At 68.1% G+C, this 26,170-nt stretch carries 14 protein-coding genes and 1 pseudogene; 12 read left to right on the top strand and 3 right to left on the bottom strand.

The features are described from left to right. Positions 1 to 305 precede the first annotated feature (305 nt). Both ABQZ09_RS04305 and ABQZ09_RS04300 read left to right on the top strand, forming a co-directional pair. Positions 306 to 2,465, top strand: a complete 2,160-nt coding sequence (locus ABQZ09_RS04305; protein WP_349776195.1) for a RelA/SpoT family protein — start codon at positions 306 to 308, stop codon at positions 2,463 to 2,465. Positions 2,466 to 2,793: 328 nt separating this feature from the next. After that, positions 2,794 to 4,308 carry a hypothetical protein gene (locus ABQZ09_RS04300; protein WP_349776194.1) on the top strand — a complete coding sequence of 505 codons (1,515 nt, stop codon included), beginning with the start codon at positions 2,794 to 2,796 and terminating at the stop codon, positions 4,306 to 4,308. Positions 4,309 to 4,385: 77 nt separating this feature from the next. On the opposite strand, the gene ABQZ09_RS04295 is transcribed toward ABQZ09_RS04300, so the two are convergent. Then, positions 4,386 to 6,488: a glycosyltransferase gene (locus tag ABQZ09_RS04295; protein ID WP_349776193.1), complete on the bottom strand. Its 2,103-nt coding sequence runs from the start codon at positions 6,486 to 6,488 to the stop codon at positions 4,386 to 4,388. Between the two features lie 231 nt (positions 6,489 to 6,719). Between ABQZ09_RS04295 and mrcB the strand changes: the two genes are divergently transcribed. The 5 genes and pseudogenes from mrcB to ABQZ09_RS19865 all read left to right on the top strand — a co-directional run. Further along, on the top strand, positions 6,720 to 9,164 hold the full coding sequence (gene mrcB, locus ABQZ09_RS04290) for a penicillin-binding protein 1B (RefSeq protein WP_166749101.1): 2,445 nt from the start codon (positions 6,720 to 6,722) through the stop codon (positions 9,162 to 9,164). A gap of 13 nt (positions 9,165 to 9,177) precedes the next feature. Further along, positions 9,178 to 9,702 carry a tetratricopeptide repeat protein gene (locus tag ABQZ09_RS04285; protein ID WP_349776192.1) on the top strand — a complete coding sequence of 175 codons (525 nt, stop codon included), beginning with the start codon at positions 9,178 to 9,180 and terminating at the stop codon, positions 9,700 to 9,702. A 433-nt stretch (positions 9,703 to 10,135) separates the two neighbouring features. Continuing rightward, positions 10,136 to 12,133, top strand: a complete 1,998-nt coding sequence (yoaA, locus tag ABQZ09_RS04280) for a DNA repair helicase YoaA (RefSeq protein WP_349776191.1) — start codon at positions 10,136 to 10,138, stop codon at positions 12,131 to 12,133. Between the two features lie 328 nt (positions 12,134 to 12,461). Next, on the top strand, positions 12,462 to 13,181 hold the full coding sequence (gene tsaB / locus ABQZ09_RS04275; RefSeq protein WP_349776190.1) for a tRNA (adenosine(37)-N6)-threonylcarbamoyltransferase complex dimerization subunit type 1 TsaB: 720 nt from the start codon (positions 12,462 to 12,464) through the stop codon (positions 13,179 to 13,181). Next, positions 13,178 to 13,393, top strand: a pseudogene (locus tag ABQZ09_RS19865) (ADP-ribosylglycohydrolase family protein); the annotation flags it as partial. The gene tsaB and the pseudogene ABQZ09_RS19865, both read left to right, overlap by 4 nt. Before the next feature lies 1 nt (position 13,394). On the opposite strand, the gene ABQZ09_RS04265 reads toward ABQZ09_RS19865, so the two are convergent. Next, positions 13,395 to 14,270 carry an energy transducer TonB gene (locus ABQZ09_RS04265; protein WP_166744609.1) on the bottom strand — a complete coding sequence of 292 codons (876 nt, stop codon included), beginning with the start codon at positions 14,268 to 14,270 and terminating at the stop codon, positions 13,395 to 13,397. Further along, positions 14,267 to 15,217, bottom strand: a complete 951-nt coding sequence (gshB, locus tag ABQZ09_RS04260) for a glutathione synthase (protein WP_349776189.1) — start codon at positions 15,215 to 15,217, stop codon at positions 14,267 to 14,269. Before gshB ends, ABQZ09_RS04265 begins: the two co-directional genes overlap by 4 nt. Before the next feature lie 237 nt (positions 15,218 to 15,454). On the opposite strand from gshB, the gene pilG reads away from it, so the two are divergent. From pilG to ABQZ09_RS04235, 5 genes are all read left to right on the top strand, one after another. Further along, entirely contained in the window at positions 15,455 to 15,856 is a 402-nt protein-coding gene (pilG, locus tag ABQZ09_RS04255) for a twitching motility response regulator PilG (protein WP_005913706.1), read from the top strand. 17 nt (positions 15,857 to 15,873) lie between these two features. Beyond that, positions 15,874 to 16,236, top strand: coding sequence for a response regulator (locus ABQZ09_RS04250; protein ID WP_039413898.1), 363 nt, complete (start codon positions 15,874 to 15,876; stop codon positions 16,234 to 16,236). Continuing rightward, complete coding sequence (locus ABQZ09_RS04245; protein WP_039413900.1) at positions 16,236 to 16,766, top strand: chemotaxis protein CheW; 531 nt, start codon at positions 16,236 to 16,238, stop codon at positions 16,764 to 16,766. Before ABQZ09_RS04250 ends, ABQZ09_RS04245 begins: the two co-directional genes overlap by 1 nt. 39 nt (positions 16,767 to 16,805) lie before the next feature. After that, entirely contained in the window at positions 16,806 to 18,842 is a 2,037-nt protein-coding gene (locus ABQZ09_RS04240; RefSeq protein WP_039563648.1) for a methyl-accepting chemotaxis protein, read from the top strand. 113 nt (positions 18,843 to 18,955) lie between these two features. Then, on the top strand, positions 18,956 to 26,170 hold the full coding sequence (locus ABQZ09_RS04235) for an Hpt domain-containing protein (RefSeq protein ID WP_349776188.1): 7,215 nt from the start codon (positions 18,956 to 18,958) through the stop codon (positions 26,168 to 26,170).

The raw sequence follows: 26,170 nt of genomic DNA, 5'->3' as shown, positions 1-26,170 counted from the left end.
GCAGTTGGGTGAGTGACGTCGCCGCTGCGCACGACAGCAACGACGTGCAGGGAGCATAGGCAGCCGGTTTGGGCGAGTTGTAAAGAGCACGTAAAAAGCGGCGGATGAGGCGCAGATGGAATGTGACGGCGCCTGCCGCATTGCGCCGAGCGGTTGCGAATCAAGACGTTGGCGCGTGAACCGACCATAAGCACGGCGGTCATGCGGCAGCGCACGGGCACCGAAATTTCGCGTTGTGGAGAGGGTGACGCGCACGTTACCGTAGCTGTCAGCCCCTTGTTGTTGCCGCCACCGTGTCCACCGTTGTGACCAGTTCCTCATTCGAACGCCTGCAGGCAGTGCTGCAGCGCCCGGCTGTCGCCTCGATCGCACCCGCCCTGCGGGACGCGCTTGCGCAGGCCTGGCAGGACATGCCGCCCGCGCCAGCCGACAGCGTGCCGTGGTCGCTGCTCGGCGACACGCTGGATGCGCTGGCCTTGCTGGCGGCCGACGAGGCCACCCTGATTGCGGCGCTGCTGTTCGACCTGCCGGCGTTGCGCGGCACCGTTGCCGCCCTGCCGTGGCAACCGGCGGAGCGGCGCGTGGCGGTGGAGGGCCTGCTCGATGGCCTGGATGCGGCCGACCAGGTCTGGGCGCTGCATGCCGGGCGCGAGGCTGGGCGCAACAGCGAGGGCCTGCGCCGCTTGTTGCTGTCGATCATCCACGACCTGCGGGTGGTGCCGATCCTGCTGGCGCGGCAGTTGTCGCGCATGCGCGTGGCCGACCGGCTCAACGAGGAACAGCGCCGCGCGCTGGCCCAGCTCACCCGCGACATCCATGCCCCGCTGGCGAACCGTCTGGGCATCTGGCAGGTGAAGTGGGAACTGGAAGATCTGGCGTTCCGTCACCTGGAGCCGGAGACCTACCGCCGCATCGCCCGCGAGGTGGATGAAACCCGCGTTGCACGCGAGCGCTATATCGAAGCGGTCAAGCGCAGCCTGTCCAGCGCGTTGGCCGGGCAGGGGCTGCGTGCGGAGGTGAGCGGGCGGCCGAAGCACATCTACAGCATCTGGCGGAAGATGCAGAAAAAGCGGTTGTCCTTCGACCAGTTGTACGACGTGCGCGCAGTGCGGGTGATGGTGGACGACGTGGCGGCCTGCTACGCGGCCTTGGGCGCGGTGCATTCGCTGTGGGCGCCGGTGCCCAGCGAGTTCGACGATTACATCGCCCGTCCCAAGGCCAACGACTACCGCTCGCTGCACACCGCCGTGGTCGGCCCGGAAGGGCGCACCATCGAAATCCAGATCCGTACCTTCGAGATGCACGCCCAGGCCGAACTTGGCGTGGCTGCGCACTGGAAATACAAGGAAGGCAGCAAGGGCGCCGAAAAGGCCTTCGATCGCAAGATCCTGTGGATGCGCCAGTTGCTGGAGCAGGTGCAGGAAGGCGACCACGGCGAGCTGGCCGGCGCGCTGGATGCCGAGCTGATCGAAGACCGCGTGTACGCGCTGACCCCCAAGGGCGAGGTGATCGATCTGCCACAGGGCGCCACGCCGCTGGACTTTGCGTATCACGTGCACACCATGGTGGGGCATCGCTGCCGCGGCGCGCGCGTCAACGACCGCATCGTGCCGCTGACCTATCGGCTGCGCAGCGGCGACCGCGTGGAGATCATGACCGCCAAGGAAGCCGACCCGCGCCGCGACTGGCTGCTGGCGTCCAACGGCTTTCTGGCCAGCGGGCGGTCGCGCGACAAGGTGCGTGCGTGGTTCCACAAGCTCGACCGCGCGCGCAACGTGCAGGCCGGCAAGGACCTGCTCGATCGCGAGCTCAAGCGGCTGGGCCTGCAGCATGACGATCTGGGCGTGGCGGCACGCAAATTCCACGCCGAGAACATCGACGAGCTGTATATCCAGGTGGCGCTGGGCGATACCGGCCCGAACCAGGTCAGCCGCGCGTTGCTGGAAGCCGAGCGCGCCGCGTCGCAACCGGCGGTGCCGGCGCCGCCACGCCCGACTGCGCGTCGCGATGGGTTGGGCAAGTCCAAATTCACCGTGCAGGGCGTGGGCAACCTGCTGGTGCAGCTGGCGCGCTGCTGCCAGCCGGTGGCCGGCGAACCGATTGCCGGCTACCTCACCCGCGGGCGCGGCATCACCGTCCACCGCACCGATTGCGCGGCATTGGCGCGGCTGGCCGCCGCCCACCCGCAGCGCGTGTTGCCGGTGGAGTGGGGCAAGGCTGGCAGCGGCTACGAGGTGGATGTGCAGGTGCGTGCGGTGGATCGCCGTTGGCTGCTCAAGGACATCACCAACCTGATCGCGCAGGAAGACGCCCACGTGCTGGAGATCAACAGCGACAACGTGCGCGACACCGGCAGGGCGCAGTTGCGGCTGCGGCTCAAGGTCAGCGACTACGACCAGCTGTCGGCCCTGCTCGGTAAACTGGACGCCTTGCCCGGCGTCAACGAGGTCCGACGCCTGGGCTGAGGCTGGGTAACAAGGCGGTGGCGTTCGTTTGACGGGCGCCGCAAAGACGAGCGGCGGTTATCGTAAAAGCGTATGCCTCGGCATCCATCGATCTGGACAAGCCGACGATGGCAGACCATGTTTTAGGAGCGGCCAGGCCCGGTGCTGCCCTTTGCTCGACGGTACATCCGTGGACCTGCAAAGCCCATCAGCCATGTTTGCCTGACGATTCCCGAATCCCGAATCCCGAATCCCGAATCCCGAAACGCACATCGTCTTCGCAGCAGGCAGCTACCATAGTCGGGTGAACGCGTCCCCGTCAGGTCGCGCCAAGGATGGTCGCCACCGCATGTTCCCGCTGCCGCGCTGGGCCAGGTCGTCCCGCCTCTGGGCGCCGTTGCGCAGCCGCGCGCTATGGCGCGTGGTGTTGGCGCTGTCCGCGTGCCTGCTCCTCAGCGTCATCGTGCTGCGCAAGCCGCTTGCCGACTGGCTGTGGCCGGATACGCGCATCCAGCAGCTGCTGCAACGCGGCGATGCGGCCTTGCTGCGCGGCCGGCTCAGCGCAGCCGACGGCACCGGGGCGCGCGAATTGTTCAACGCTGCACTCGCGCTGGACAGCGATCGCACCGAGGCGCGGACCGGTCTGGCGCGTACCGGTGCCGCCGCCGTGGTGCAGGCACGTGCGGCCATCGCGGCCGGCGATGCGCCCGGTGCGCAACGCGCGCTGACACTGGCAGGTGCGCTGGAGGTGCCGCAGGCGCAGACCGCCCCGGTCGCGCTGCGCCTGCGCGACCTGCAGGCGCGCCGTGCCGGGCTCGATGCCTTGCTCGCACAGGCGGTGATCGCCCAGCAACAGGGGCGCCTGGATGGAACCCCCGACAGCGCGCTGCCGCTTTACCAGCGCATCCTGACCCTGGCCCCGGACCGCACCGACGCGCTGGAAGGACGCGAAGATGCCCTGACCGATCTGCTGGCGCAGGCGCGCCATGCGCTGGCACGCGACGCACTTGCCGATGCCGCCGCCCTGCTGGCCGCTGCCAAGCGCTACGACGCCGGGCATGCCGACCTGCCGCTGACCGAGGGGCACTATCACCGTCTGCTCGAGCAGCGCCGTCAACGTGCTCAGACCTTGCTGCGCCGCGGCCGGTTGGCCCCGGCAGCGCGCGATTTTGCCGCGGTGCTGGCCGCCGAGCCGGCAGATGCCGGGGCGCAGCGCGGGCTCGAACGGGTGGCCGGCGAATACGCTGCGCAGGCGGGTCGCCAGGCTGCGGATTTCCATTTCGATGAGGCCTTGCAGTCGCTGCAACAGGCGCAGGCCCTGGTGCCGGGCGCTGCATCGATCGCGCAGGCCGAGCAGGCGATCGCGCGTGCGCGCGATGCGCAACGCGACCCGCAGACCGGTCTGTCGCGCGCAGTGCGCGAGCGCCGCCTGCGCGTGTTGCTGCAACGCGTGGCCGACGCCGAAGCACGCCAGCAGTGGATGACGCCGCCCGGGGCCAGTGCATACGATGCCGTGCGCGCGGCACAGGCGCTGGCGCCGCGCGATCCACGCGTGGTGCAGGCGGCCGCGCGGGTGGTGCCTGCCAGTCAACGCTGCTTCGAAGACGAACTGCGCAACAACCGCCTGCGCGCGGCGCGCGGATGTCTGGATGCCTGGCAGGCGCTGACGCCCAATGGCGATGCGCTGGCCGGCGCACGTCGGCGCCTGGCGCAACGCTGGGTTGCGGTCGGCAGCGAGCGGCTGGGGCAGGAGGATGCAGCGTTCGCCCGACGTGCCCAGGACCAGGCGCATCAGCTGGATCCAGGCTTGCCGGAGCTGGCCGAGTTCACGCGACGGGTGCGGGCGGTGGCCGAGCAGCGCTGAGGCATGCGTCGGCGGGGAGTGAGTGAGGTCGGTCGCAGAGTCCCGGTCGGCCAGGCGACACGCGCGACACCGCCCGGTCAAGGCGCGATAAACAACGCGCGCACCGTGTCGCGTGCGGCCTCCAGCGAGAAATGCCGGGCCACGTTGCGCAAGCCGTTGTCCGCCAGGCGTTGCCATAACGCCGCATCCTGATACAGCCGCACGATGGCGCTGGCGAACGCGTCGGCGTCGTCGGCCACGCAGACATCTTCGCCGTCGCGCAGGTGCATGCCTTCCACCGCACAGGTGGTGCCGACCACCGGTTGGCCGTGCGCCATGCTCAGGTTGATCTTGCCCTTGACGCCTGCGCCAAAGCGCAGCGGTGCCACCGACAGGCGCGCGCTGTCCATGAACGGCACCAGGTCCGGCACATGCCCGTGCAACTGCACGCCCGGGCATTCGTCGGCCAGCAGCTTGAGCGCTTCGGGCAGGTCGGCGCCGATGCAATGAAAGACCACGCCGGGCAGTTGCGCGCGGACCTGCGGGAAGATGGCGCTGATGAACCACTGCACCGCGTCCACGTTCGGCGCGTGACGGAACCCTCCGACGAACACCAGGTCGCGGCGTTGTTCGAAACGGTGGCCGCTGCCGGCGACATCATGCAGGTTGGACAGCAGGGCGGTGCGGATCTGCGGCGCGTCCGCGCGCAGCTGCGCCTGTTCGGCGGCCGACACCAGCAGGGTGACATCGGTGGCGGCCATGATCTCCAGTTCGCGCACCCGGGTGCGCTCTGCGCTGCGCAGCAGGTTGGCATCGCCGGCAAGCTCGGCACCGCGGCGTTCGCGCAGGTAATGCAGGTCGACGGTATCGAACAGGGTGCGTGCCTGGGGCGCGTATTGCTTGAGCAACGGCAGGCAGGCATGCGCCACGTGATGACGCACCAGCAGCACCACCGCAAACCGCGACCCATGCGTGCGCAACCAGCTGCCGATGCCCTCCAGGAACGGCGCGTACCAGACCTCCACGCCCAGCTGCTGCAGCGCCTGGGTGTGGCGTCCGGCATGTTCGCGACGGGTGGGCACGAACACCACGTGCGCGCCTTCTTCGCAGAGCAGACGGATCAGGTTGAATTGCCGCAACGAGCCGGAGTCGCGGTCCGGCTGCGGCACGCATTCGTCCAGGATCAGTACCTGGCGCTGCCCGCGATGCAGCTGCGCGGGGCCGGGCACGCGGCCGACCGGCAATTGCCGGGTCAGCACCTGCTGCCATTTGTCCGCAAAGACCGCCTGATTGCGGACCTGGTAGGCCTTGACCCCGGTACGGGTGTCGGTGCCGTTGCTGGTGCCTTCGTCATGCACCACCACGCTGGCCGGTTGCACCAGCACCTGATGCCCGGCGGCGCGTACCGCGAAAGCCAGGTCGGTGTCTTCGTAGTAGGCCGGCATGTAGCGGCGATCCAGCCCGCCCAGTGTCTGCAACAGCGCCCGTGGCAGGGCAATCGCCGCACCCGAGCAGTAGTCCATCGCGCGCACATGGGCATAGCGCGGGTCCTCGGCCGATTCGAAGCGGCCGTAGCTCCAGGCGCTGCCATCGGCGAACACCACGCCACCGGATTCCTGCAGACGTCCGTCCGGGTAAACGAGCTGCGCGCCGACCAGCCCGGCAGCCGGGTGCTGGTCGAACGTGGCGATCAGCCGGTCCAGCCAGCCGGGCTGCGGGATGGTGTCGTTGTTGAGCAACACCACGTAATCGCCGCGCGCAAGTTCAATGCCATCATTGCAGGCTGCGATGAAACCGCCGTTGCTGGCGCGCAGGTGATAGTGCAGGCCCTCGATCTGCGGCAGCTGCACCGCGGTGGCATCGCTGCTGCCGTCGTCCACCACGATGATCTCGATGGCGAGCCGTGGCGGATGCGCGGCGAGCGCGCGCAGGCAGGCCAGCGTATGAGCGATGTGGTTGTACACCGGAATCACCACCGTCACCCGTGGCGCGGCGCTGTGCGGTACCGCGAATACGTCGAACGGCGTGGCGTCCGGCAACCAGAGCGGGGTGCCGAGCGCGACCGGCGGCGCCTGCGTGTGCACGCGAATGCGTTGCCAGGTGGCGCGCCACCCGCGGGTGCGCATGCTCGCCACGCTGCGGTGGATCAGGCCAAGCACGCGATTGAACAGGTAGCGCGCATCGGCCAGGGACATCGACATTCCGTTGGAACTCCAGCGTAGAGACGGGTGATACAGGGCGAGCCGTCGCCGGATGGGGCAAGGCGGGCCTGAGCGCGCAGTGTACCGAGCGGGCCATGCCGCGCCGAGCATCGCCGGACCACAGCACAAGGTGTCGGCGTTTGTTAGCCGCGCTTAAGTCGCCAGGCCCGGTAAACCGCAACCATGACACCGCTGCGCTAGACTCGCCGGACTCTACATTCTCGCATTCCCGTGCCCCGACGCTACGACCACGACGATTCCGACGATTTCCAGGACGACACCGACGAGCAAGGCTCCCGCTGGCAGCGCAGACTGATTGTCTGGGGCTTTGCCGGCATCGCGCTGGCGCTCGGTTTCCTGATTCCCTACACGGTGTATCTGAACAAGCAGGTCAGCCAACGGTTCGGCGAACTGCGCTGGCAGATCCCGACCCGCGTTTACGGGCGGCCGTTGGTACTGGCGCCCGGCAATGCGCTGGATGCGGCCACCTTGAAGACCGAGCTGGATGCGGCGTCGTACCGCGATGACGGCCAGGCCAAGCTGGCCGGCACCTACCAGCAGGACGGCAGCCGCTTCACCATCGCCAGCCGTGGCTATATCGACGTGGACGGACGTGTGCCCGCGCGGCGTGTCGAGGTGGCGCTGTCCGGTGGCCGCGTGGCCAGCCTGCGCGATGCCGGCGACCGCAAGGCGCTCAAGAGCGCACGTCTGGACCCGGCACGCATCGCCACGCTGTACGGACAAAAGCAGGAAGAGCGCCGCCTGGTGCGCATGGAGGAAGTGCCGGAGTTGCTGGTGACCGGCTTGCAGGCGGTGGAAGACCGCGACTTCAACAGCCATCACGGCATCGATCTCAGCGGCATGGTGCGTGCGGCCTGGATCATGCTGCGCTCCGGCGGCCAGGTGCGGCAGGGCGCCAGCACCCTGACCCAGCAGCTGGCCCGCAGCGGCCTGCTCGGCATCGGCAAGGAGCAGACGCTCACCCGCAAGTTCAACGAGATCCTGTACGCGGTGATCATGGAGGCGCGCTACGACAAGCGCACCATCCTGGAGGCCTATCTCAATCAGGTCTACCTGGGCCAGCGCGGCGGGCAGGCCATCCACGGGGTGTCGTCGGGCGCGGAGCTGTGGTTCGGTCGTGAGTTGAATTCGATGACCACCGAGCAGATCGCCCTGCTGATCGGGCTGGTCAAGGGGCCGTCGTATTACGACCCGCGCCGCAACCCGGAACGCGCGCTGGACCGGCGTAATTTCGTACTGGGCAAGCTGCACGAAAACAGCCTGATCAACGATGCCGAATACAAGCGCGCGCTGGCCGCACCGTTGGGCGTGCCGCAGGAGCCGGGCCTAGTCGCGGCCAACCGCTTCCCGGCCTATGTGGATCTGGTGCGCCGCCAGCTGGCACACGACTACCCGGAAGGCGTGCTGCAGGGCGCCGGCATGAGCGTGCTCACCGGCATGTCGCCGTCTGCGCAGGCGTATGCCGAAGGCGCGGTGACCGGCACCATCAAGCGCCTGGACAACAAGAAGCGCCCGCCCTTGCAGGCCGGCCTGGTGCTGACCGATGTGCACAACGGTGACGTGCTGGCGGTGGTCGGCAGCCGCGACGTGGCCAAGCCCGGGTTCAATCGCGCGGTGGAAGCGCAGCGTCAGGTCGGCTCGCTGCTCAAGCCGTTCGTCTACCTGCTGGCCCTGGCCTCGCCGGATCGCTGGGCGCTATCCAGCTGGGTCGACGACTCGCCGGTGACCGTGCAGCTCAGCCGCGGCAAGACCTGGTCGCCGGGCAATTCCGACAACCGCAGCCACGGCACGGTACGGCTGATCGATGCACTGGCGCATTCCTACAACCAGGCCACGGTGCGGGTGGGCATGCAGGTCGGTGCCGACCGCATCGCCCAGCTGATCCAGGTGCTGGCCGGGATCAAGGCCGACCCCAATCCTTCGCTGATCCTGGGCGCTACCGACCAGAGCCCGTACGGCATGGCGCAGCTGTACCAGTTCCTGGCCGCCGGCGGCGAGATCCAGCCGCTGCATGCGGTGCGTGGCGTGCTCGACCCGCAGGGCAAGTTGCTCAAGCGCTACGACAAGACCCCGGCACCGGCACAGGAAGGCGACTCGGTGGCGGCCAACCTGATCAGCATCGCGCTGCAGCAGGTGGTCAGCGGCGGCACCGCGCGTCAGTTGCTGAGCGACGGGCTGGGGCGGCTGTCGCCGGCCGGCAAGACCGGCACCTCCAACGATGGTCGCGACAGCTGGTATGCCGGCTACACCGGCGATCACCTGGCGGTGATCTGGATGGGCAACGACCAGAACGAGCAGACCGGCCTGTACGGCGCCACCGGTGCGATGCGGGTGTGGTCGAGCATCTTCGCGCGCCTGCCCAGCGCGCCGCTCAAGGTCAGCGGCAAGGGGCTGGACTGGCAGCCGGTCGATGCCGCCGGGACCGGCGTGACCGACGCCGGTTGCCCCGGCGCGCGGCAGTTCCCGTTCGTGGTTGGCTTCACGCCCGCGTATGCTCCCTGCGCCGGCAATGCGCCGTCGATCGAGGGCGTTCCCGGCGAGGCCACAGCGCCCGCCGAGCAATCCAGCGGTGGCGGCTGGCGCCGCTTCTTCGGTCTGGAGAAGAAGCCCGAAGAACCCGCCCCCGCACCTGCCACGGCCCCACCCGCGCATTGACTGGAGTGACCCCATGATCCGAATCCACCGATTGCTTACCCTGGTTGGCGTGTTGACCGCAGTCACCGCCTGCGTCAGCGCGCCGCCGCCTCCGCCGCCGGCCCCGGTGGACCCGACCACCCCGACCCAGCGGTTGTTGCTGATCGAACGCGAGGCCGGCGTGGACGACACCGAACTGTCGGTGCAGCCGCTGCGCGACCCGCAGGTGGACGATCTGCGCGAGACCGCCAAGAGCAAGCGCCAGGCCGGCGATCTGCCCGGCGCGGCAGCCGCGCTGGATCAGGCGCTGGGACTGGTGTCCGGCGACCCGGCGATCCTGCAGGAGCGCGCGGAAGTGTCCGTGCTGCAGGCCGACTGGCCTGCCGCCGAGCGCTTCGCCAAGCAGGCGATCGCGCTTGGCTCCAAGACCGGCCCGCTGTGCCGTCGCCATTGGGCGACCATCGAGCAGTCGCGGCTGGCACGGGGCGAAAAGGAAAATGCAGCCTCTGCCAAGGCGCAGATCGCCGGCTGCACCGTACCGGGCGTCAAGCGGTACTGAGTGCGCACGGCAGCAGTCGTGCTGCCAGCAGCGCGAGTGGCTCGGTCGGCTGCCTCCTGCGGGTGGGCTGTGTCGCTTCGTGGGCCGGCCCGCGCAGCACAACGCAAGACGAGCGCCCTCGGCCTCTTTGGTCCTGGGTCTGACGTGCCTGGATGGGGCGCGGCATCTGTAGCAACGAAGGTGCAACAGCCTGTCGGACCACGGGGATGACGCAAGCGCCATCGCGCAGCACGGCACCGAAAGGCGCCTGAACCTTGTCGATAATCATCGACCGCTGTCGCTGGCATGGCGCAATCATGAAATCGATGCGCCCGTCCACCGCGGTCTCCTCGCTGCAATGACGTGTTTGCCGGCTGCTGCAAGCCGGACCCAGGCAGCATCACTGCGCACGCGCTAGGCTGTCGTGCTTCCTGTCCGCTCTTCGTTCGGTCCCATGTCCCAACTTGTCACTGCCAGCATCGAGGCGCTCAGCGAGGGCGGGGCGCTGGCGCGTCAGCTCGATGCGTTTGCGCCGCGCACGGCGCAGTTGCGCCTGACCGGCGCCATTGCCGAGGCCTTCGAACAGCGCGATGTATTGCTGGCCGAGGCCGGCACCGGCACCGGCAAGACGTACGCGTATCTGGTGCCTGCGCTGTTGTCCGGGCTCAAGACCATCGTCTCCACCGGTACGCGTGCGCTGCAGGATCAGCTGTTCCATCGCGATCTGCCGCGCGTGCGTGCCGCACTGGGTGTCGGGCTGCGCAGTGCATTGTTGAAGGGCCGCGCCAATTATCTGTGCAAGTACCGCACCCAGCAGGCGCGCGGCGAGCCGCGCTTTGCCACGCCCGAGCAGGTGTCGCAGTTCCAGCGCATCGTGGCCTGGAGCGGGCGCACCCAGTACGGCGACATGGCCGAGCTCGAAGCCTTGCCGGACGACTCGCCGCTGCTGCCGATGGTGACCTCCACCGTCGACAACTGCCTGGGCACCGAATGCCCGTTCTACAGCGAGTGCTTCGTGGTGCAGGCCCGTCAGCGCGCGCAGGCGGCCGATCTGGTGGTGGTCAACCACCATCTGCTGCTGGCCGATCTGGCGCTCAAGCAGGAAGGTTTCGGCGAAATCCTGCCGGGCGCGCAAGCCTTCGTCATCGACGAGGCGCACCAACTGCCCGAGCTGGCGGCCAATTTCTTCGGCGAAAGTTTCGGCATGCGGCCGTGGCAGGAACTGGCGCGCGATTGCATGGTGGAAGCGCGGCTGGTGGCCGGCGCGCAAGCCAGCCTGCAGGCACCGATCCTGGCGCTGGACGAGGCCTTGCGCGGACTACGTGCCGGCATGGAGGGGCTGCCGCCACGCGGCACGCAATGGCGTGCATTGGCCAAGCCGCAGGTGCGCGAAGGCTTCGATGCAGTGCTGTCGGCCCTGGCGCGATTGGGCGAGGCGCTGCTGCCGCTGCGCCAGGCGTCACCGGGTTTCGATGGCTGCACGGCGCGTGCGCAGGAGGCCCTGAACCGGTTGTCGCGCTGGCTGGGCGAGGATGTGCCGATCCCGGATTTTGCGCAGGATCCGCCGGAAGCGACGGTCGACAACGATGTGCTCTGGTACGAACTGAGTCCGCGCGGATTCCGTTGCCAGCGCACACCGCTGGATGTCTCCGGCCCGCTGCGCGAACACCGTGAAAAATCGCAGGCGGCGTGGGTGTTCACCTCGGCCACGCTGGCGGTGGGCGGGGAGTTCGACCACATTGCGCTACGGCTGGGCCTGAGCGACCCGGTGACCCTGCTGCAGCCCAGTCCCTTCGACTGGGCGCGCCAGGCGCTGTGCTATCTGCCGCCGAATCTGCCCGACCCGGCCGCGCGTGGCTTTGGCACTGCCTTGATCGCGGCACTGACGCCGGTGCTGGAAGCATCCAACGGCCGTGCGTTCTTGTTGTTCGCCTCGCATCGCGCGCTGCGCGAAGCGGCCGAGGCCTTGCGTGGTGCGCCGTGGCCGTTGTTCGTGCAGGGCGAAGCGCCGCGCGCAACCTTGCTGCAGCGCTTCCGCGATTCCGGCAACGGCGTGCTGCTGGGCTCGGCCAGTTTCCGCGAGGGCGTGGACGTGGTCGGCGATGCCTTGAGCGTGGTGGTGATCGACAAGCTGCCGTTCGCCGCACCGGACGATCCGGTGTTCGAAGCGCGCCTGGATGCGATCCGCCGCGACGGCGGCAACCCGTTCCGCGACGAGCAACTGCCGCAGGCGGTGATCGCGCTCAAGCAGGGTGTGGGCCGCTTGATTCGCAGCGAAACCGACCGTGGCGTACTGGTGCTATGCGACCCGCGGCTGGTGAACAAGAGCTACGGACGCACCTTCATGAAATCGCTGCCGCCGTTTGCGCGCACGCGCGAGATTGCCGATGTGCAGGCGTTTTTTGAGCCGCAGGGGGCGGGACCGGGAACCGGGGACCAGGAACCCGGATAAACGCAGGGCGAGCTGGTGGTGGCCGTCGCATGTGTCGGGTTGCTGGATTGCCGGCGCGGTGCGATCTGCATGCCGCGACTTGGGACCTGGGGCCGGGAACCCGGCTAGGCACAGAGCGAAGTACGCAGGGGCGGCCGCGCACGCCGCATTGATGTGCAATGGCCGTCGCGGATGTCGCGTTGCCGGTCGGCCCGCCCAGTCGCTTGTGCATAAGTACCCGCATGGATCGGTTGGCACGCGCGGGCACGGTCCCGGCCCCTCGAATCAATCAGTTAAACTTTGCCCCTTTCCGGGTTCCCAGTCCCGGGTCCCCGGTTCCGGCTCTCCCATGAACATCCTCGCATTCGAAACGTCCACCGAAGCCTGCTCCGTTGCGCTGCACGTGGATGGCCGCGTGATCGAGCGTTTCGAACTGGCGCCACGCCGCCATGCCGAACTGGCACTGCCGTGGGCCGAGCAGCTGTTGGCCGAGGCAGGTATCGCGCGCCGCCAGCTCGATGCGATTGCGGTGGGCCGTGGCCCCGGTGCGTTCACCGGCGTGCGTCTGGCGATCGGCATCGCGCAAGGCATCGCCCTGGCGCTGGATCTGCCAGTGCTGGCCATCTCCACGCTGCAGGTGCTGGCCCTGCGCGCGCCGGCCGATCCACCCCATGTGCTGGCCTGCATCGACGCGCGCATGGGCGAGGTGTATGCCGGCGTGTTTGCGCGTAGTGGCGACACCTTGCTGGAACTGGCACCGGAAGTGGTGTGCGCACCGGACGCGCTCGCGCTGCCCGACAGCGCCGCGCGTATGGCCGGTGTCGGCACCGGTTTCGCCGCGGCCGACGCACTGCTGCAACAGCGTTTTGCGACCCGCCTGACCAGTGTCGATGCAACCGCGCTGCCACGTGCGGCCGATCTGCTCACGCTCGCGGTGCCGGCGTTGCAGCGTGGCGAAGGCGTGGCGCCCGAGCGGGTGGAGCCAGCTTACCTGCGCGACAACGTCGCACTCACCCTGGTCGAGCAACAGGCCGCCCGCGCCGCCAAGGCGGCCGGCGCGACGCCATGACCGACGCTGCATAACGCACCCGTTGTCGCAGGTGCCTGCTCGGCCTGGCAGTCGGCGATGCGCTGGGCGCCACGCTGGAATTCTGCCCGCCGGGTAGCTTCACGCCGATCGACGGCATGCGCGGCGGCGGCCCGTTCGCATTGCGCGCCGGGCAGCACCGTCACCCCATTCGCAGCGCGGCACCGTGCGCGTACCGATCAGGCGCGCACCGCCTCAACGGTCGTCGTGTAGCTCGCCACCGGGCAGGAACAGCCAGGTGCGGGTGACTTCCAGGATGTCCACGTCGTCCTTGGTCGTGGGAAGCGGCGGGAACGGCTGTGCCAGCTGCACCACGCGCAAGGCGGCATCGTCCAGCGCCGGCACGCCACTGGAGATCAGCACGCGGCTGCTTTCCACGCTGCCGTCGCGGCGCACGCCCACGCTGATCACCACCTTGCCGCCCAGCCGGCGGCGCCGCGCCTCGTCGGGATAGTTCAGGTTGCCCACGCGCTCGGCACGGTCCACCCATGCACGCAGATAGTTGGCGTAGGCGTATTCGCGGGTACTGGCAGAGACGAACTTGCGGTTCGGGCGCTTGGCGTACTGCTCCGAGCGCAGGTGCACTTCGGCAGCCAGCCGGGCCATTTCCGCATCGCGCTGCACGCGTTGCGCATCGGCCGGGGTGAGCGGGTCGGTCTGTGGATTCGGTTGCGGGCTCGGCACCGTCTGTTCGCCGCGGCGGCTGCTCACCACCCGGGTCTGGGTCGGCTCCGGCGCGTTCACGCTGGTGGCGCGTTGCGCCTGAGGGGCCAGGCCAGTGCGGTCCTGCGGCACCACGCCGGGCTGGCTGTCGCGTGGGCGCTGCGCGGTGGCGTGGTCGCCGCCGCCCTGCTGGTTGGCCTGGGCCAGGAAGTCGGCCTGCTTGGGCGTCAGCGGCGTGCTGGTCTGGCTGAAGATCACATCCAGGGTCGGCACCAGCGGCGCGTCCTCGCTGACCGCAAAGCCCACGCCCAGGATCAGCGCGCCGTGCAGCAGCAGCGAGATCACCAGCGTGGTGGTCAGCCGCCGGCGTTCGTCCATGGAAGCAGGCAGGGCCGCCGCCGTGCTCATTGCGCGGCGCCGGCCTCGATGGCGTCGAACAGCAGCCCGGCGATGTTCAGGCCGAACTGCGCATCCAGCTCGCGCACGCAGGTGGGGCTGGTGACGTTGACCTCGGTGAGGTAATCGCCGATCACGTCCAGGCCGACGAAGCGCATGCCGCGGCGGCGCATTTCCGGGCCGACCTGCGCGGCGATCCAGCGGTCGCGCTCGGACAGCGGGCGGCCTTCGCCGCGTCCGCCGGCGGCCAGGTTGCCGCGGAACTCGTCGCCCTGCGGAATCCGTGCCAGGCAATAGTCCACCGGCACGCCGTCCACCAGCAGGATGCGCTTGTCGCCGGCAGTGATGTCGGGGATGAAGCGCTGCGCCAGGGTCAGCTTGCGGTTGCCGTCGGTCAGCGTTTCCAGGATCACGTTGAGGTTGGGGTCGCCGGTGCCGCTGCGGAAGATCGAGCGCCCGCCCATGCCGTCCAGCGGCTTGAGCACCGCCTGGCCGTGCTCCAGCACGAAGGCCTTGAGCGCGGCCGCGTCGCGGCTGACCAGGGTCGGCGGGCAGCACTGCGGAAACAGCAGCGCCGCCAGCTTCTCGTTGTAGTCGCGCAGGCCCTGCGGGTCGTTGACGATCTGCGCGCCGGCGCGCTGCGCCACGCTCAGCACCTGGGTGTCGTAGACGAACTCCGCATCCACCGGCGGGTCCTTGCGCATCAGCACCACCTGGCCGGGGCCGAATGCCAGCTCGGCGAACTCGCCCAGGGTGAACCAGCTGGTCGTGTCCTCGCGCACGCTCAGCGGCGCAACCTGCGCCACCGCGCGGCCTTCGCGCAGGCTGAGTCCGCCGGGGCGCAGGTAATGCAGGCGATGCCCACGACGCTGGGCTTCCAGCAGCATGGCGAAGGTGGTGTCTTTTACGATCTTGATGGAGGCGATGGGATCCATCACCACAACGACGTCGAGCGACATGGGGCTAAACCTTTCGAACAGGCTGCCGATGGTAACTTCAAGCGGTGGGCGATGGCGTGCCTGGGCGGTCGCAGATGCGCGACTCGTCGGTCTGGACGCGCCCAGACGTGGTCGGAACGTCCGCCTGGCGGGGCCCCGGCAATGCGCCCTTGACAGTCGATGCGGGTCTTGGGATATACATGCAGTTTCGTAGCGACGTCGGAAGGGATGAAGCGTCGCGCGCCCGGGGATATTTGCATGAGTGAAAACATTGCTGCGGGTGGGGAACTCGCAGGACTGAAGGTGATGGTGATCGATGATTCGAAAACCATTCGCCGCACCGCCGAAACGCTGCTGAAGCGGGAAGGGTGTGAAGTAGTGACAGCAACGGATGGTTTCGAGGCACTGGCCAAAATTGCGGACCAGCAACCTCAGATCATTTTTGTCGACATCATGATGCCGCGCCTGGATGGGTACCAGACGTGCGCGTTGATCAAGGGCAACCAGCTCTTCAAGTCGACGCCGGTCATCATGTTGTCGTCCAAGGATGGCCTGTTCGACAAGGCACGTGGCCGCATCGTCGGTTCCGAGCAATATCTGACCAAGCCGTTCACCCGTGAAGAACTACTGAGCGCGATCCGCACGTACGTCCACGCCTGACCAGGGGGAAAGGCAACATGGCTCGAATTATATTGATCGAGGACTCGCCCACCGATCGGGCAGTCTTCAGTCAATGGCTGGAAAAAGCTGGCCATACGGTCGTCGCCACCGACAACGCCGAAGCGGGACTTGAGCTGGTTCGCAGCCAGGCGCCCGATCTGGTGCTGATGGATGTGGTGCTGCCCGGCATGAGCGGCTTCCAGGCAACGCGTGCGTTGGCACGCGACCAGGCCACCAAGGACATCCCGGTGCTGCTGGTCAGCACCAAGGGCATGGAAACCGACAAGGCCTGGGGGCTGCGACAAGGTGCCAGCGACTACATCGTCAAGCCGCCGCGCGAAGACGATCTGATCGCGCGCATCAAACAACTGGTGCGTTGATGCGTTCTCCATTCGATATTCTCGAAGACTACGAGCGTCGTAGTCTTGCGCACGCTACGCCGCTGCCGGAACGTCAGTTCTCGGCAGATATCTGGCGTGGTGTCGGCTATCGCGTCGGTACCCGGCGCCTGGTCTCGGACTTCCGCGAGGTAGCGGAAATCGTGCCGATGCCGCCGGTCACCCCGGTGCCGGGCGCACAGCCCTGGCTGCTGGGCGTGGGCAACCTGCGCGGCAATCTGTTTCCGGTGATCGATCTGAAGCAATTCCTGGAAGGCCGTCGCACGGTGCTGCAGGAAGGCCAACGCGTGCTGATCATGCGTCAGAGCGGCGGCGACGTCGCGCTGACCATCGATGAGCTCTACGGCCAGCGCAGTTTCGAACAGGCGCAGGCAGTCGAGCCCGGCGAGCTGGCCCAGGGCCGCTACGCCCACTTCATCGAGCGTGCCTTCCGCAACGAGACGCAGGACTGGGGTGTGTTCTCCCTGGCATTGCTGTCGCGCACTCCTGAATTCCGGCAGGCCGCGGCCTAAGCCGCGACCCCGCCACGTCATACAGATCGAGGTCGAACCATGAGTACCGCCCCGGACGCCCGCAAGACCAACAAGCTTGGCAGCGTCAGCACCAGCTTCTGGCTTGGCTTGCTGGTGTTGTCGATGATCGTGTTTGGCGCCAACACCGGCGTCGCCACCTGGCAGGGCAGCCGCCTGGCCGGTGCCGGCACCGGCGCGGCCGACCTGCAGGTGCTCTCGCAGCAGCTGGCGAACCAGGGCCGCGAAGCGGTATCCGGCGACGCCAAGGCATTCGCCGCGTTCAAGGAGACCAAGGGCCGCATCGACAGCACGGTGAGCGAACTCGATGGCCGTTACGGCCAGGAAGGTTCGGTGGCCAGTTCGATGGCGCAGCTCAAGGCGACCTGGGTGCCGCTGAGCAAGAACGCCGATCAGATCATCGCCAGCGAACCGGCGGTGCTCGGCCTGGCCGGCAACGCCGAACGCTTCTCCGGCAGCGTGCCGCAACTGCAGGCGCAGTTGAACGAAGTGGTGCGCGCGATGACCGTCAGCGGCGCGCCCGCCGCGCAGATCTACAACACGCTGCAGCAGGTCGTGGTCGCCGGCACCATGGCGCGCCGGGTGACCGAAATGCGCGCCGGTGGCGCCAATGCGGCCGCCTCGGGCGACGCGCTGGCGCGTGACTCGGTGGTGTTCACGCAGATGCTGGACGGGCTGCGCGCAGGCAACGACGAACTCGGCATCGCCGCGGTGCGCAACCCGGCCGCGCTGGCGGCGCTGGAGCAGTCGCAGGCGCAGTGGGCGACGATGAAGAAGGACATCGACGCCATCCTCGCCAGCTCGCGCAACCTGTTCGCCGCGCAGTCGTCGGCGGCCGCACTGACCGCCGGCTCCAACAAGATGCTCGACGACAGCAAGAAGCTGTTCGATGCGTTTTCGGCGTTCGGTTCGGTCCGCGACACCCGCCTGTTCCCGAATTTCTGGCTGGGCGTGGTGTCCGGCCTGGTCGCCTTGCTGGCCATCATCGGCTTCGTATGGAGCTCGGTGCGGGTGCGCACCCGCGAGCAGGACGTGCGCTACCAGGCACAGGTGGAATTCAACAGCCGCAACCAGCAGGCGATCATGCGCTTGCTGGACGAAATCAGCTCGCTCGGTGAGGGTGACCTGACCGTCAAGGCCTCGGTGACCGAGGACATGACCGGCGCGATTGCAGACGCCATCAACTACGCCGTGGACGAACTGCGCCACCTGGTGACCACCATCAACGACACCTCCGCCAAGGTGGCCGTGTCGACCCAGGAAACCCAGGCCACCGCAATGCAGCTGGCCGAAGCGGCCGGCCAGCAGGCCAACCAGATCACCACCGCCTCCGAGCGCATCAGCGAAATCGCTGCCAGCATCGAACAGGTCTCGCGCAACTCCACCGAATCGGCCGAAGTGGCGCAGCGTTCGGTGGTCATCGCCGCCGAGGGTGCCGGCGTGGTGCGCGAGACGATCCAGGGCATGGACCAGATCCGCGACCAGATCCAGGAAACCTCCAAGCGCATCAAGCGCCTGGGCGAATCCTCGCAGGAGATCGGCTCGATCGTGGAACTGATCAACGACATTTCCGAGCAGACCAACATCCTGGCGCTCAACGCCGCGGTGCAGGCGGCATCCGCAGGCGAGGCCGGTCGCGGTTTCGCGGTGGTGGCCGACGAAGTGCAGCGCCTGGCTGAACGCACTTCCGGTGCGACGCGCCGGATCGAAGGCCTCGTGCAGACCATTCAGGCCGATACCAACGAGGCGGTCAGCTCGATGGAGCAGACCACCTCCGAAGTGGTGTCCGGTGCGCGCCTGGCCGAAGATGCCGGCACCGCGCTGACCGAAATCGAGCGCGTGTCCAACGCCTTGAACAACCTGATTAAGAACATCTCCATCGCGGCGCACCAGCAGTCGGCGGCGGCGACGGATATCACACAGACCATGGGCGTGATCCGTCAGATCACCAGCCAGACATCGCAGGGTGCGGAACAGACGGCCGAGTCGATCGGCAACCTGGCCGAGCTTGCTGCCGATCTGCGCCGTTCGGTCGCCGACTTCAAGCTGCCGGCGTGACCACGACGCGGAACGGGAAAGGATCAGCAGATGGCGCGTAGTCGCATTACGTCGATGCAGGAAGTGACCGGTGACCGCAGCAGCGGTGAGCCGGCCGTTGTCAGGGGGCTGCAATGAGCGCGCTTCGCGATGCGATGAGCCACGCCGCACTGGGCTGGGTCAAGCCGGAGCTGGACGAGACCTTGCGCCAGGCGCGCAACGAGATCGAATACTTCGCCGAAGAACCGTCCGATACCAGTCGGATGCGCTTCTGCGCGGGCTATCTGCACCAGGTGCAGGGCACGCTGCGCATGGTGGAGCTGTATGCGCCGGCCATGGTGGCCGAAGAGCTGGAACTGCTGGCCCAGGCCGTGCAGGTCGGCGAGGTCGCCGACCGCGACGAAGCCTGCGCCATGCTGATGCGCGGCACCGTGCTGCTGCCCGATTATCTGGAGCGCCTGCAGAACGGCCACCGCGACATTCCGATCGTGCTGCTGCCGCTGCTCAATGAAATCCGCGCGACCCGTGGCCAGCCCGGTCTGAGTGAAAGCGTGTTGTTCGCGTTCGACCCGCAGGCCGGTGTTGCCACCGAAGCCGAGTTGGATCACGCCCGCGGCAGCCTTTCCGGGCGTAACCGCGAGCTGCTCGACACCGTCGGCAGCGCGGTCAAGGAAGAACTGCTGCGCGTCAAGGACGCGCTGGACCTGCATCTGCGCACCGGCGGCGACATCGCCGAGCTGCAGACCCAGGTCAAGGATCTGGGCAGCGTTGCCGACACGCTGGGCATGATGGGCCTGGGCGTTGCGCGCAGTGTCGTCGTGCAGCAGCGCGACGCGCTGGCGCGCGTGGTCGACGGTCAGGTGCAGATGGACGAAGGCGTGCTGCTGGATATCGCCGGCGCGCTGCTGTACGTGGATGCCTCGCTGGACGATCAGGTCGCCAGCCTTGGCGCCGATCTCGGCGATGGCAACGAAGCCAGCAACAGTGCCACCTCCTCGGAAGTGCGCCGCACCGTGGACGTGCTGGCGCAGGAAGCGATCGCCAACTTCGGTGCGGCGCGCGAACATTTCGTCGCCTTTATCGAAACCAATTGGGACCACGCGCGCCTGGCCGATGTGCCGCATCTGCTGGGCGAAGTCGGTGGCGCACTGCGCATCCTCGAATTGCCGCAGGCCGCCGATTATCTGGAAGGCGTGCGGCGCTATGTCGATCTGGAGTTGATCGGCAAGCAGCGCGTGCCCAGCGGCCGTCAGCTGGACACCCTGGCCGATGCGATGGCCAGCCTGGAGTACTACCTGGAAGCCCTGCGCGAGCGCCGTCCCGGCCGCGAGGAGATTCTGGACATCACCCGCAACAGCCTGGAAACGCTGCGGTATTGGCCGCTGCCGTCCGGGCAGCCGTCCGAATTGCCGGTCGGCGCCGACCAGCCCGGCAGCGTTGCCGCATTGCAGCCGGTGGCGGCATCGCCTGCTGCGCATGCCGGCACGCCGGCTGCGGCGGCCAACGATGCGGTGCCCGCCGCGTCGCTGGAATGGGCCAATGAAACCGTGGTCGAGACGCCGTTTGCCGCCAGTGTCGTGCACGACACCGGCGCAGCGGCCACCGATACGGTGTTCTCGTTCGACCCTGTCGCTGCGGAAGAAACCCGCTCCGGTCAGGGGCACGTGCCGTTTACGGTCGCTCCAGTGGAGTTGTCCGACGACGACGGTGCGCAGGCGCCGGGCGACTGGCACCTGGAGACCACCGGGCAGACGGCGCCGATTGCAAGCTCCGCCTTCGACCCGGTCTCGGCCGAGCAGGACAGCCACGGCGCGAGCGAGGCCGCGCAGGTCAGCTACACCGTGGACCTGAGTGCGCTGGAACAGGAGCAGGCCGCTGTCTCCGTGCCGGCCGACGAGGCACCGCTGCAGATCACGCACATCGATCTGCCGGGCGATGCCGACCAGGCTGACGCGCCGCTGGACTTCATTGCCGACAACCAGGCGCGTCGCGCGCAGGTCAGCATCGACGATGCGTTCTCGCCGCCGCCGAGCCCGCCGGTTGCACCGCCGGAACACGACGACCCGTTCGTCGAGTCCACCCCTGGGGCAGACGACGCACCGGCCGAAGCGAGCGCTGAGCAGACGCCCGCGCGGGTGCAGCAGGCCACGGTCAGCGAGTTCGAGCTGGACGATGCCTCGGCCGCGTTTCTGGCCCAGCTCGACGCCGCTGCTGCGCAATTCGAGGTGGAGCGCCCGCAGGATGCGCCCGTGCGCAACGACCAGGCTGCAGAGGTCGCGCCTGTCGCGGTCAGCGAGCCGGTGCCGGTGGCGGCCGACTCCGGCATTTTCGGTGGCTTCGGCGACAGCGATATCGATGACGACATCCGTGATGTCTTCCTTGAAGAGTTCGACGAGGAACTGGTCAACCTCGGGCAGTTGCTGCCCATCTGGCGCGCCGCCCCGAACAGCCCGGACAACCTGCGTCCGATCCGTCGCGTTTTCCACACGCTGAAGGGCAGTGGGCGACTGGTCGGTGCCAGCGTACTCGGCGAGTTCAGCTGGAAGATCGAGAGCATGCTCAACCGCGTGCTCGACAATTCGCGCCCGGCCAGCCCGGCGGTCGTGGCGATGGTGGAACTGGCCTACGAGGTGCTACCGCAGTTCAATGCCGCGCTGCGCGACCAGGGCCGCATCAGCGCGGATCTGCCTGAAATCCAGGCCATTGCCGAGCGCGTTGCAGCCGGCGAAGAGGTCTATTACGTGCCCGCACCGGCCACGCCGGCCGTGCCCGAGATCGCCGCGGTCTCTGCACAGACCAGTGCGGTTGCGGCCAGCGGTGGCACGCCGGCCTCGGTGGACAGTGTGCTGCGCGAGATCCTCGAAGCCGAGGTCGCCACGCATCTGGACACGGTCAATGCCTGGCTGCAGGCCACCCGCGTCGCGCCGCAACTGGCGACCGAAGAATTGCTGCGCGCCGTGCACACCATGAGTGGCGCGTTTGCGATGACCGATGTGCCGGAAATCACCCTGGTGACCACGCCGGCCGAAAGCTACGTCAAGCGCCTGCTCGCTGCATCGGCCACACCGTCGTCCGAAGGCATCGACGCGATCGCGGCCACCGCCGCAGCCATCGCCACCACGGTCACTGCACTGCGCGCCGACGCGCCGTTGATCCCGTCGTTTGCGCCGTTGACCGAGCGCCTGCGCGCCCTGGTCGAGACGTTGCCGGAAGCGCAGTGGCCGCCGCAGGCGTTCCTGGAAGAGCTCGACGACCTCGACGCGACCAGCGACGCAGGTGCCGAGCACGTTGCGCCGGTCGAACTGACCGGCGTGGAAGATCTGTCGCCGTACCTGGATTCCAGCGCGCTGACGCCCGAAACCGACGCACCGACGCCCGATGCCGAACACGCGCAGCCGCAGTCGGCCGATGCGCCGATCGCAGTGGACGAACTGGCCGAGGCTGAAGCCGAGCACGATTCGGCGCTTGCATTGGACGCGCCTGCACCGCACGCCGTCGACGATGCCGGGCACGCTGCGCCACACGAACACGAACACGCGACTGCCGACGCTGCGCACGCAGCGAGCGATGATGCGCTGCTACCGGTTGCCGATTCCGGGCAGCGTACCGATGCACTGCATGGCGATGCCGCGCAGCACGAGCAGCCAGACCAGGCCGTAGCGCAGGGTGCCGACGCACACGACACGTCGGCCGACGAGCCGCTGGTTGAGGCCGACGCTTGGGATGCGACCGAGCTGCAACATGCGCAGACCGCGCCGCACGACCATGCGCCGGGCGAGAACGCTGCAGAGGCGCCGAACGAGGCAGTTGTTGATGGTGTGTCCAGCGAGCACGACACTGACGCGACCAGCACGCAGGCAGACGGCGTTGCGGTAGACGAACTGGCCGACGCAGAGGCTGCGTTGGGCCAGGCGCAGACGCTGGCCACGGCCGATGCCGATGCCGAGCAGACGACGGGTGCGCAGGCCGAGCAGACGCACGACGAGCACGCAGCAGCACGCCCGGACGACGCGGTCGAAACCATCGAAGCATTGGAAGCCGTGCACGCCGACGTTGCGTTGGACGCACAGCCGCAGGCAACCACCGCAGAAGACTGGACGCCGGAAACCGCCGCACTGGACAGCGTGCCGTCCGACCAGGACGGCCATGCGGTCGATCAGGGCGTGCACGCACAGTCCGACACGCAGGAATTGTCTGGCGAACAGCCGGCGGACGAGGCGTTGCAGCACAGCGACGCAGCACTGCCACATGCTGGTGAAACGTTTGCGGGCGAACCGCCGCATTCCGCGGACCTCGTGCAGTCTGACGAGCATGCAGCGGCGGCAGAACACGCGTCGACTCGGCACGCGGATGCGGACCAGGACGCGTCTTCGGACGCGCAGCAGTCCGCAGGCGCGCAGGTGCAGGCGGAGCAGCACGTCGATGCCGGCGAGCAGTCGCAGCCGGACACGTCTTCGCACGAACATGCGGCCGAAGCCGAGCAGACTGCCGCGCAACAGCACGCCGACGCCGAGCAGTCCGAAGCACGGCAGGTTGACGCCGAGCAGGCCGACGCGGAGCTTGCACACGCCGAGTATGCACAGACCGCGCAGGCCGACGCCGATTCCCTGCCTGATCACACCATCGAATCGGTGCAGGCGTTCGAAATGGCGCATGCGGCCGACCAGGTCGAGGAGACAGGCGATCCGCAATCAGACACCGCGCCGGACCTGCACGACGCATCGGCTGTCAGCGCCGACGCTGCAGCACATGGCGACGCGGATGTCGCCGGGGACGTGGTTGCCGCGACCGGGCATGCAGCACATGCCGATCACACGGATGCCGGCGTCCACACCGACGCCGGCCAGCATGCCGGCGCGGACGACGCTGCAGACCAGCACGCAGCCGCCAGCGCGCACGCGCCAACCGACCACAGCGCCGTCGCGCCGGAAGACACCGCCGCCGCCTTCAGCGCACCGGTGGAAGATGCCGCACGCGTGGAGACCGCAGCCAACGACGTGGGCGCTGCGTTCGATATCGGCCCGCTCAACTTCGATCAGCTCGATGGCGAATTGGTCGACATCTTTGTCGAAGAAGGCCGCGATCTGCTGGACCATTGCGATGGTCTGATCGCCCGCATGCGTGAAGTGCCCGAAGACCGCGATGTCCTCAACGGACTGCAGCGCGATCTGCACACGCTCAAGGGCGGCGCGCGTATGGCCGGCATCAATGCCATCGGCGACCTGGGCCATGCGATCGAATCGCTGCTGGAAGCGGTGGCGGCCAACCGCACCGACATCGACCGCGATGACGTGCGCCTGTTCGAGCGTGGCTTCGACCGTCTGCATCAGCTGCTGACCCGTACCGGCATGCACCGCGCGGTGGCGATGCCGACCGACCTGGTGGAAGCCTTCGAAACCCGCACCCGTGGCCGTGATGCGGCCCCGCCCAGCGACGCCGATGTCCGCGCGATCGCGAAGGCGTCGGTGGAGCCGGCACCGTTGTCGGCGCCGATCCCGGTCGAAGGCCAGGCCGAAGAAGAGCTGATGCCGCGTACCCAGCAGGAACAGGTGCGCGTGCGCGCCGACCTGCTCGATCGCTTGGTCAACCACGCCGGCGAAGTGGCGATCTACCGCTCGCGTCTGGAACAGCAGATGGGCGCGTTCCGTGGTGCCATGGGCGAACTGGATCGCACCAACGCCCGTCTGCGCGACCAGCTGCGTCGTCTGGACCTGGAAACCGAAGCGCAGATCGTGGCGCGTTACCAGCGCGAGCAGGACCAGGGCGATCGCACCTTCGATCCGCTGGAACTGGACCGCTTCTCCACCCTGCAGCAGCTCAGCCGTGCGCTGAACGAGTCGGCGGCCGACTTGGGCGGCTTGCAGGGCGTGCTGGAAGATCTCTCGCGTCAGTACGACGGCCTGCTGCAACAGCAGTCGCGCGTCAGCTCCGAGCTGCAAGACGGCCTGATGCGCGCGCGCATGGTGCCCTTCGATGGCCTGGTGCCGCGTCTGCGCCGTGTGGTGCGCCAGGCGGCCAGCGACACCGGCAAGCAGGTGCATCTGGTGCTGGAAGGCACTCAGGGCGAACTCGATCGCAACGTGCTCGATCGCATGGTCGCGCCGTTGGAACACATGCTGCGCAACTCGGTCGCGCATGGTCTGGAAAGCCCGGAACAACGTCGCGACGCGGGCAAGCCGGAAGAAGGCAGCATCGCGATCCGCCTGCGCCGCGAAGGCTCGGAAATCGTGCTGGAAGTGGCCGACGACGGCGCCGGGCTGGACCGCGAGGCGATCCGTCGCCGTGGCGAGCAGCGCGGCCTGATCGAACCCGGGCAGGAGCTCAGCGATGTCGAACTGGATGCATTGATCTTCGCCTCCGGCTTCAGCACCTCCGAGCAGGTCAGCCAGCTGGCGGGCCGCGGCGTGGGCATGGATGTGGTGCGCAACGAAGTGCGTCAGCTGGGCGGCTCGGTGGATATCCATTCGGCGCGTGGCCAGGGCGTCACCTTCACCTTGCGCCTGCCGCAGACGCTGGCGGTCACCCAGGCGGTGTTCGTGCGCATCGGCGAGACCACCTTTGCGGTGCCGGTGGCGTCGGTCAGCGGTATCGGCCGTATCTCGCGCACCCGCTACGAGTCGGGCGAGGGCGGTTACCACTACGCCGGCGAGGAGTACGTGCTGCACGATCTCGGCTCGCTGGTCGGCCAGGCCGCCGCGCGCGCCGATGGGCAGGCGCAGGTGCCGTTGCTGCTGGTGCGTGCGGGCGATCTGCGCGCGGCAGTGGCGATCGACCAGGTGTTGGGCAACCGCGAAATCGTGGTCAAGCCGGTGGGCCTGCAGATTGCGTCGGTGCCGGGCATCTACGGCGCCACCATCACCGGCGATGGCCGCGTGGTGGTGATCCTGGACGTGGCACCACTGGTGCGTCGCTACCTCAGCCAGCCGGCGCGTCCGGCGCTGGAAAGCCCCGCCGAAGCACAGCGGCAGGTGCCGTTGGTGATGGTGGTCGACGACTCGCTGACCATGCGCAAGGTCACCAGCCGCGTGCTGGAACGCCACAACCTGGACGTCACCACCGCCCGCGACGGTGTCGAGGCACTGGAATTGCTCGAAGAGCGCGTGCCCGACCTGATGCTGCTGGATATCGAAATGCCGCGCATGGACGGCTACGAGCTGGCGACCGCGATGCGCGCCGATCCGCGCTTCAAGGCGGTGCCGATCGTGATGATCACCTCGCGTAGTGGCGAGAAGCACCGCCAGCGCGCCTTCGAGATCGGCGTGCAGCGTTACCTGGGCAAGCCTTACCAAGAGTTGGATCTGATGCGAAACGTGTATGACCTGCTGGGGATCGCCCGTGTCCGAGACTAA

This window comes from Xanthomonas sp. WHRI 6106, assembly GCF_040202405.1.
GTDB classification, from domain to species: Bacteria; Pseudomonadota; Gammaproteobacteria; order Xanthomonadales; family Xanthomonadaceae; genus Xanthomonas; species Xanthomonas cannabis.
This window is presented reverse-complemented; position numbering and strand designations above follow the sequence as displayed.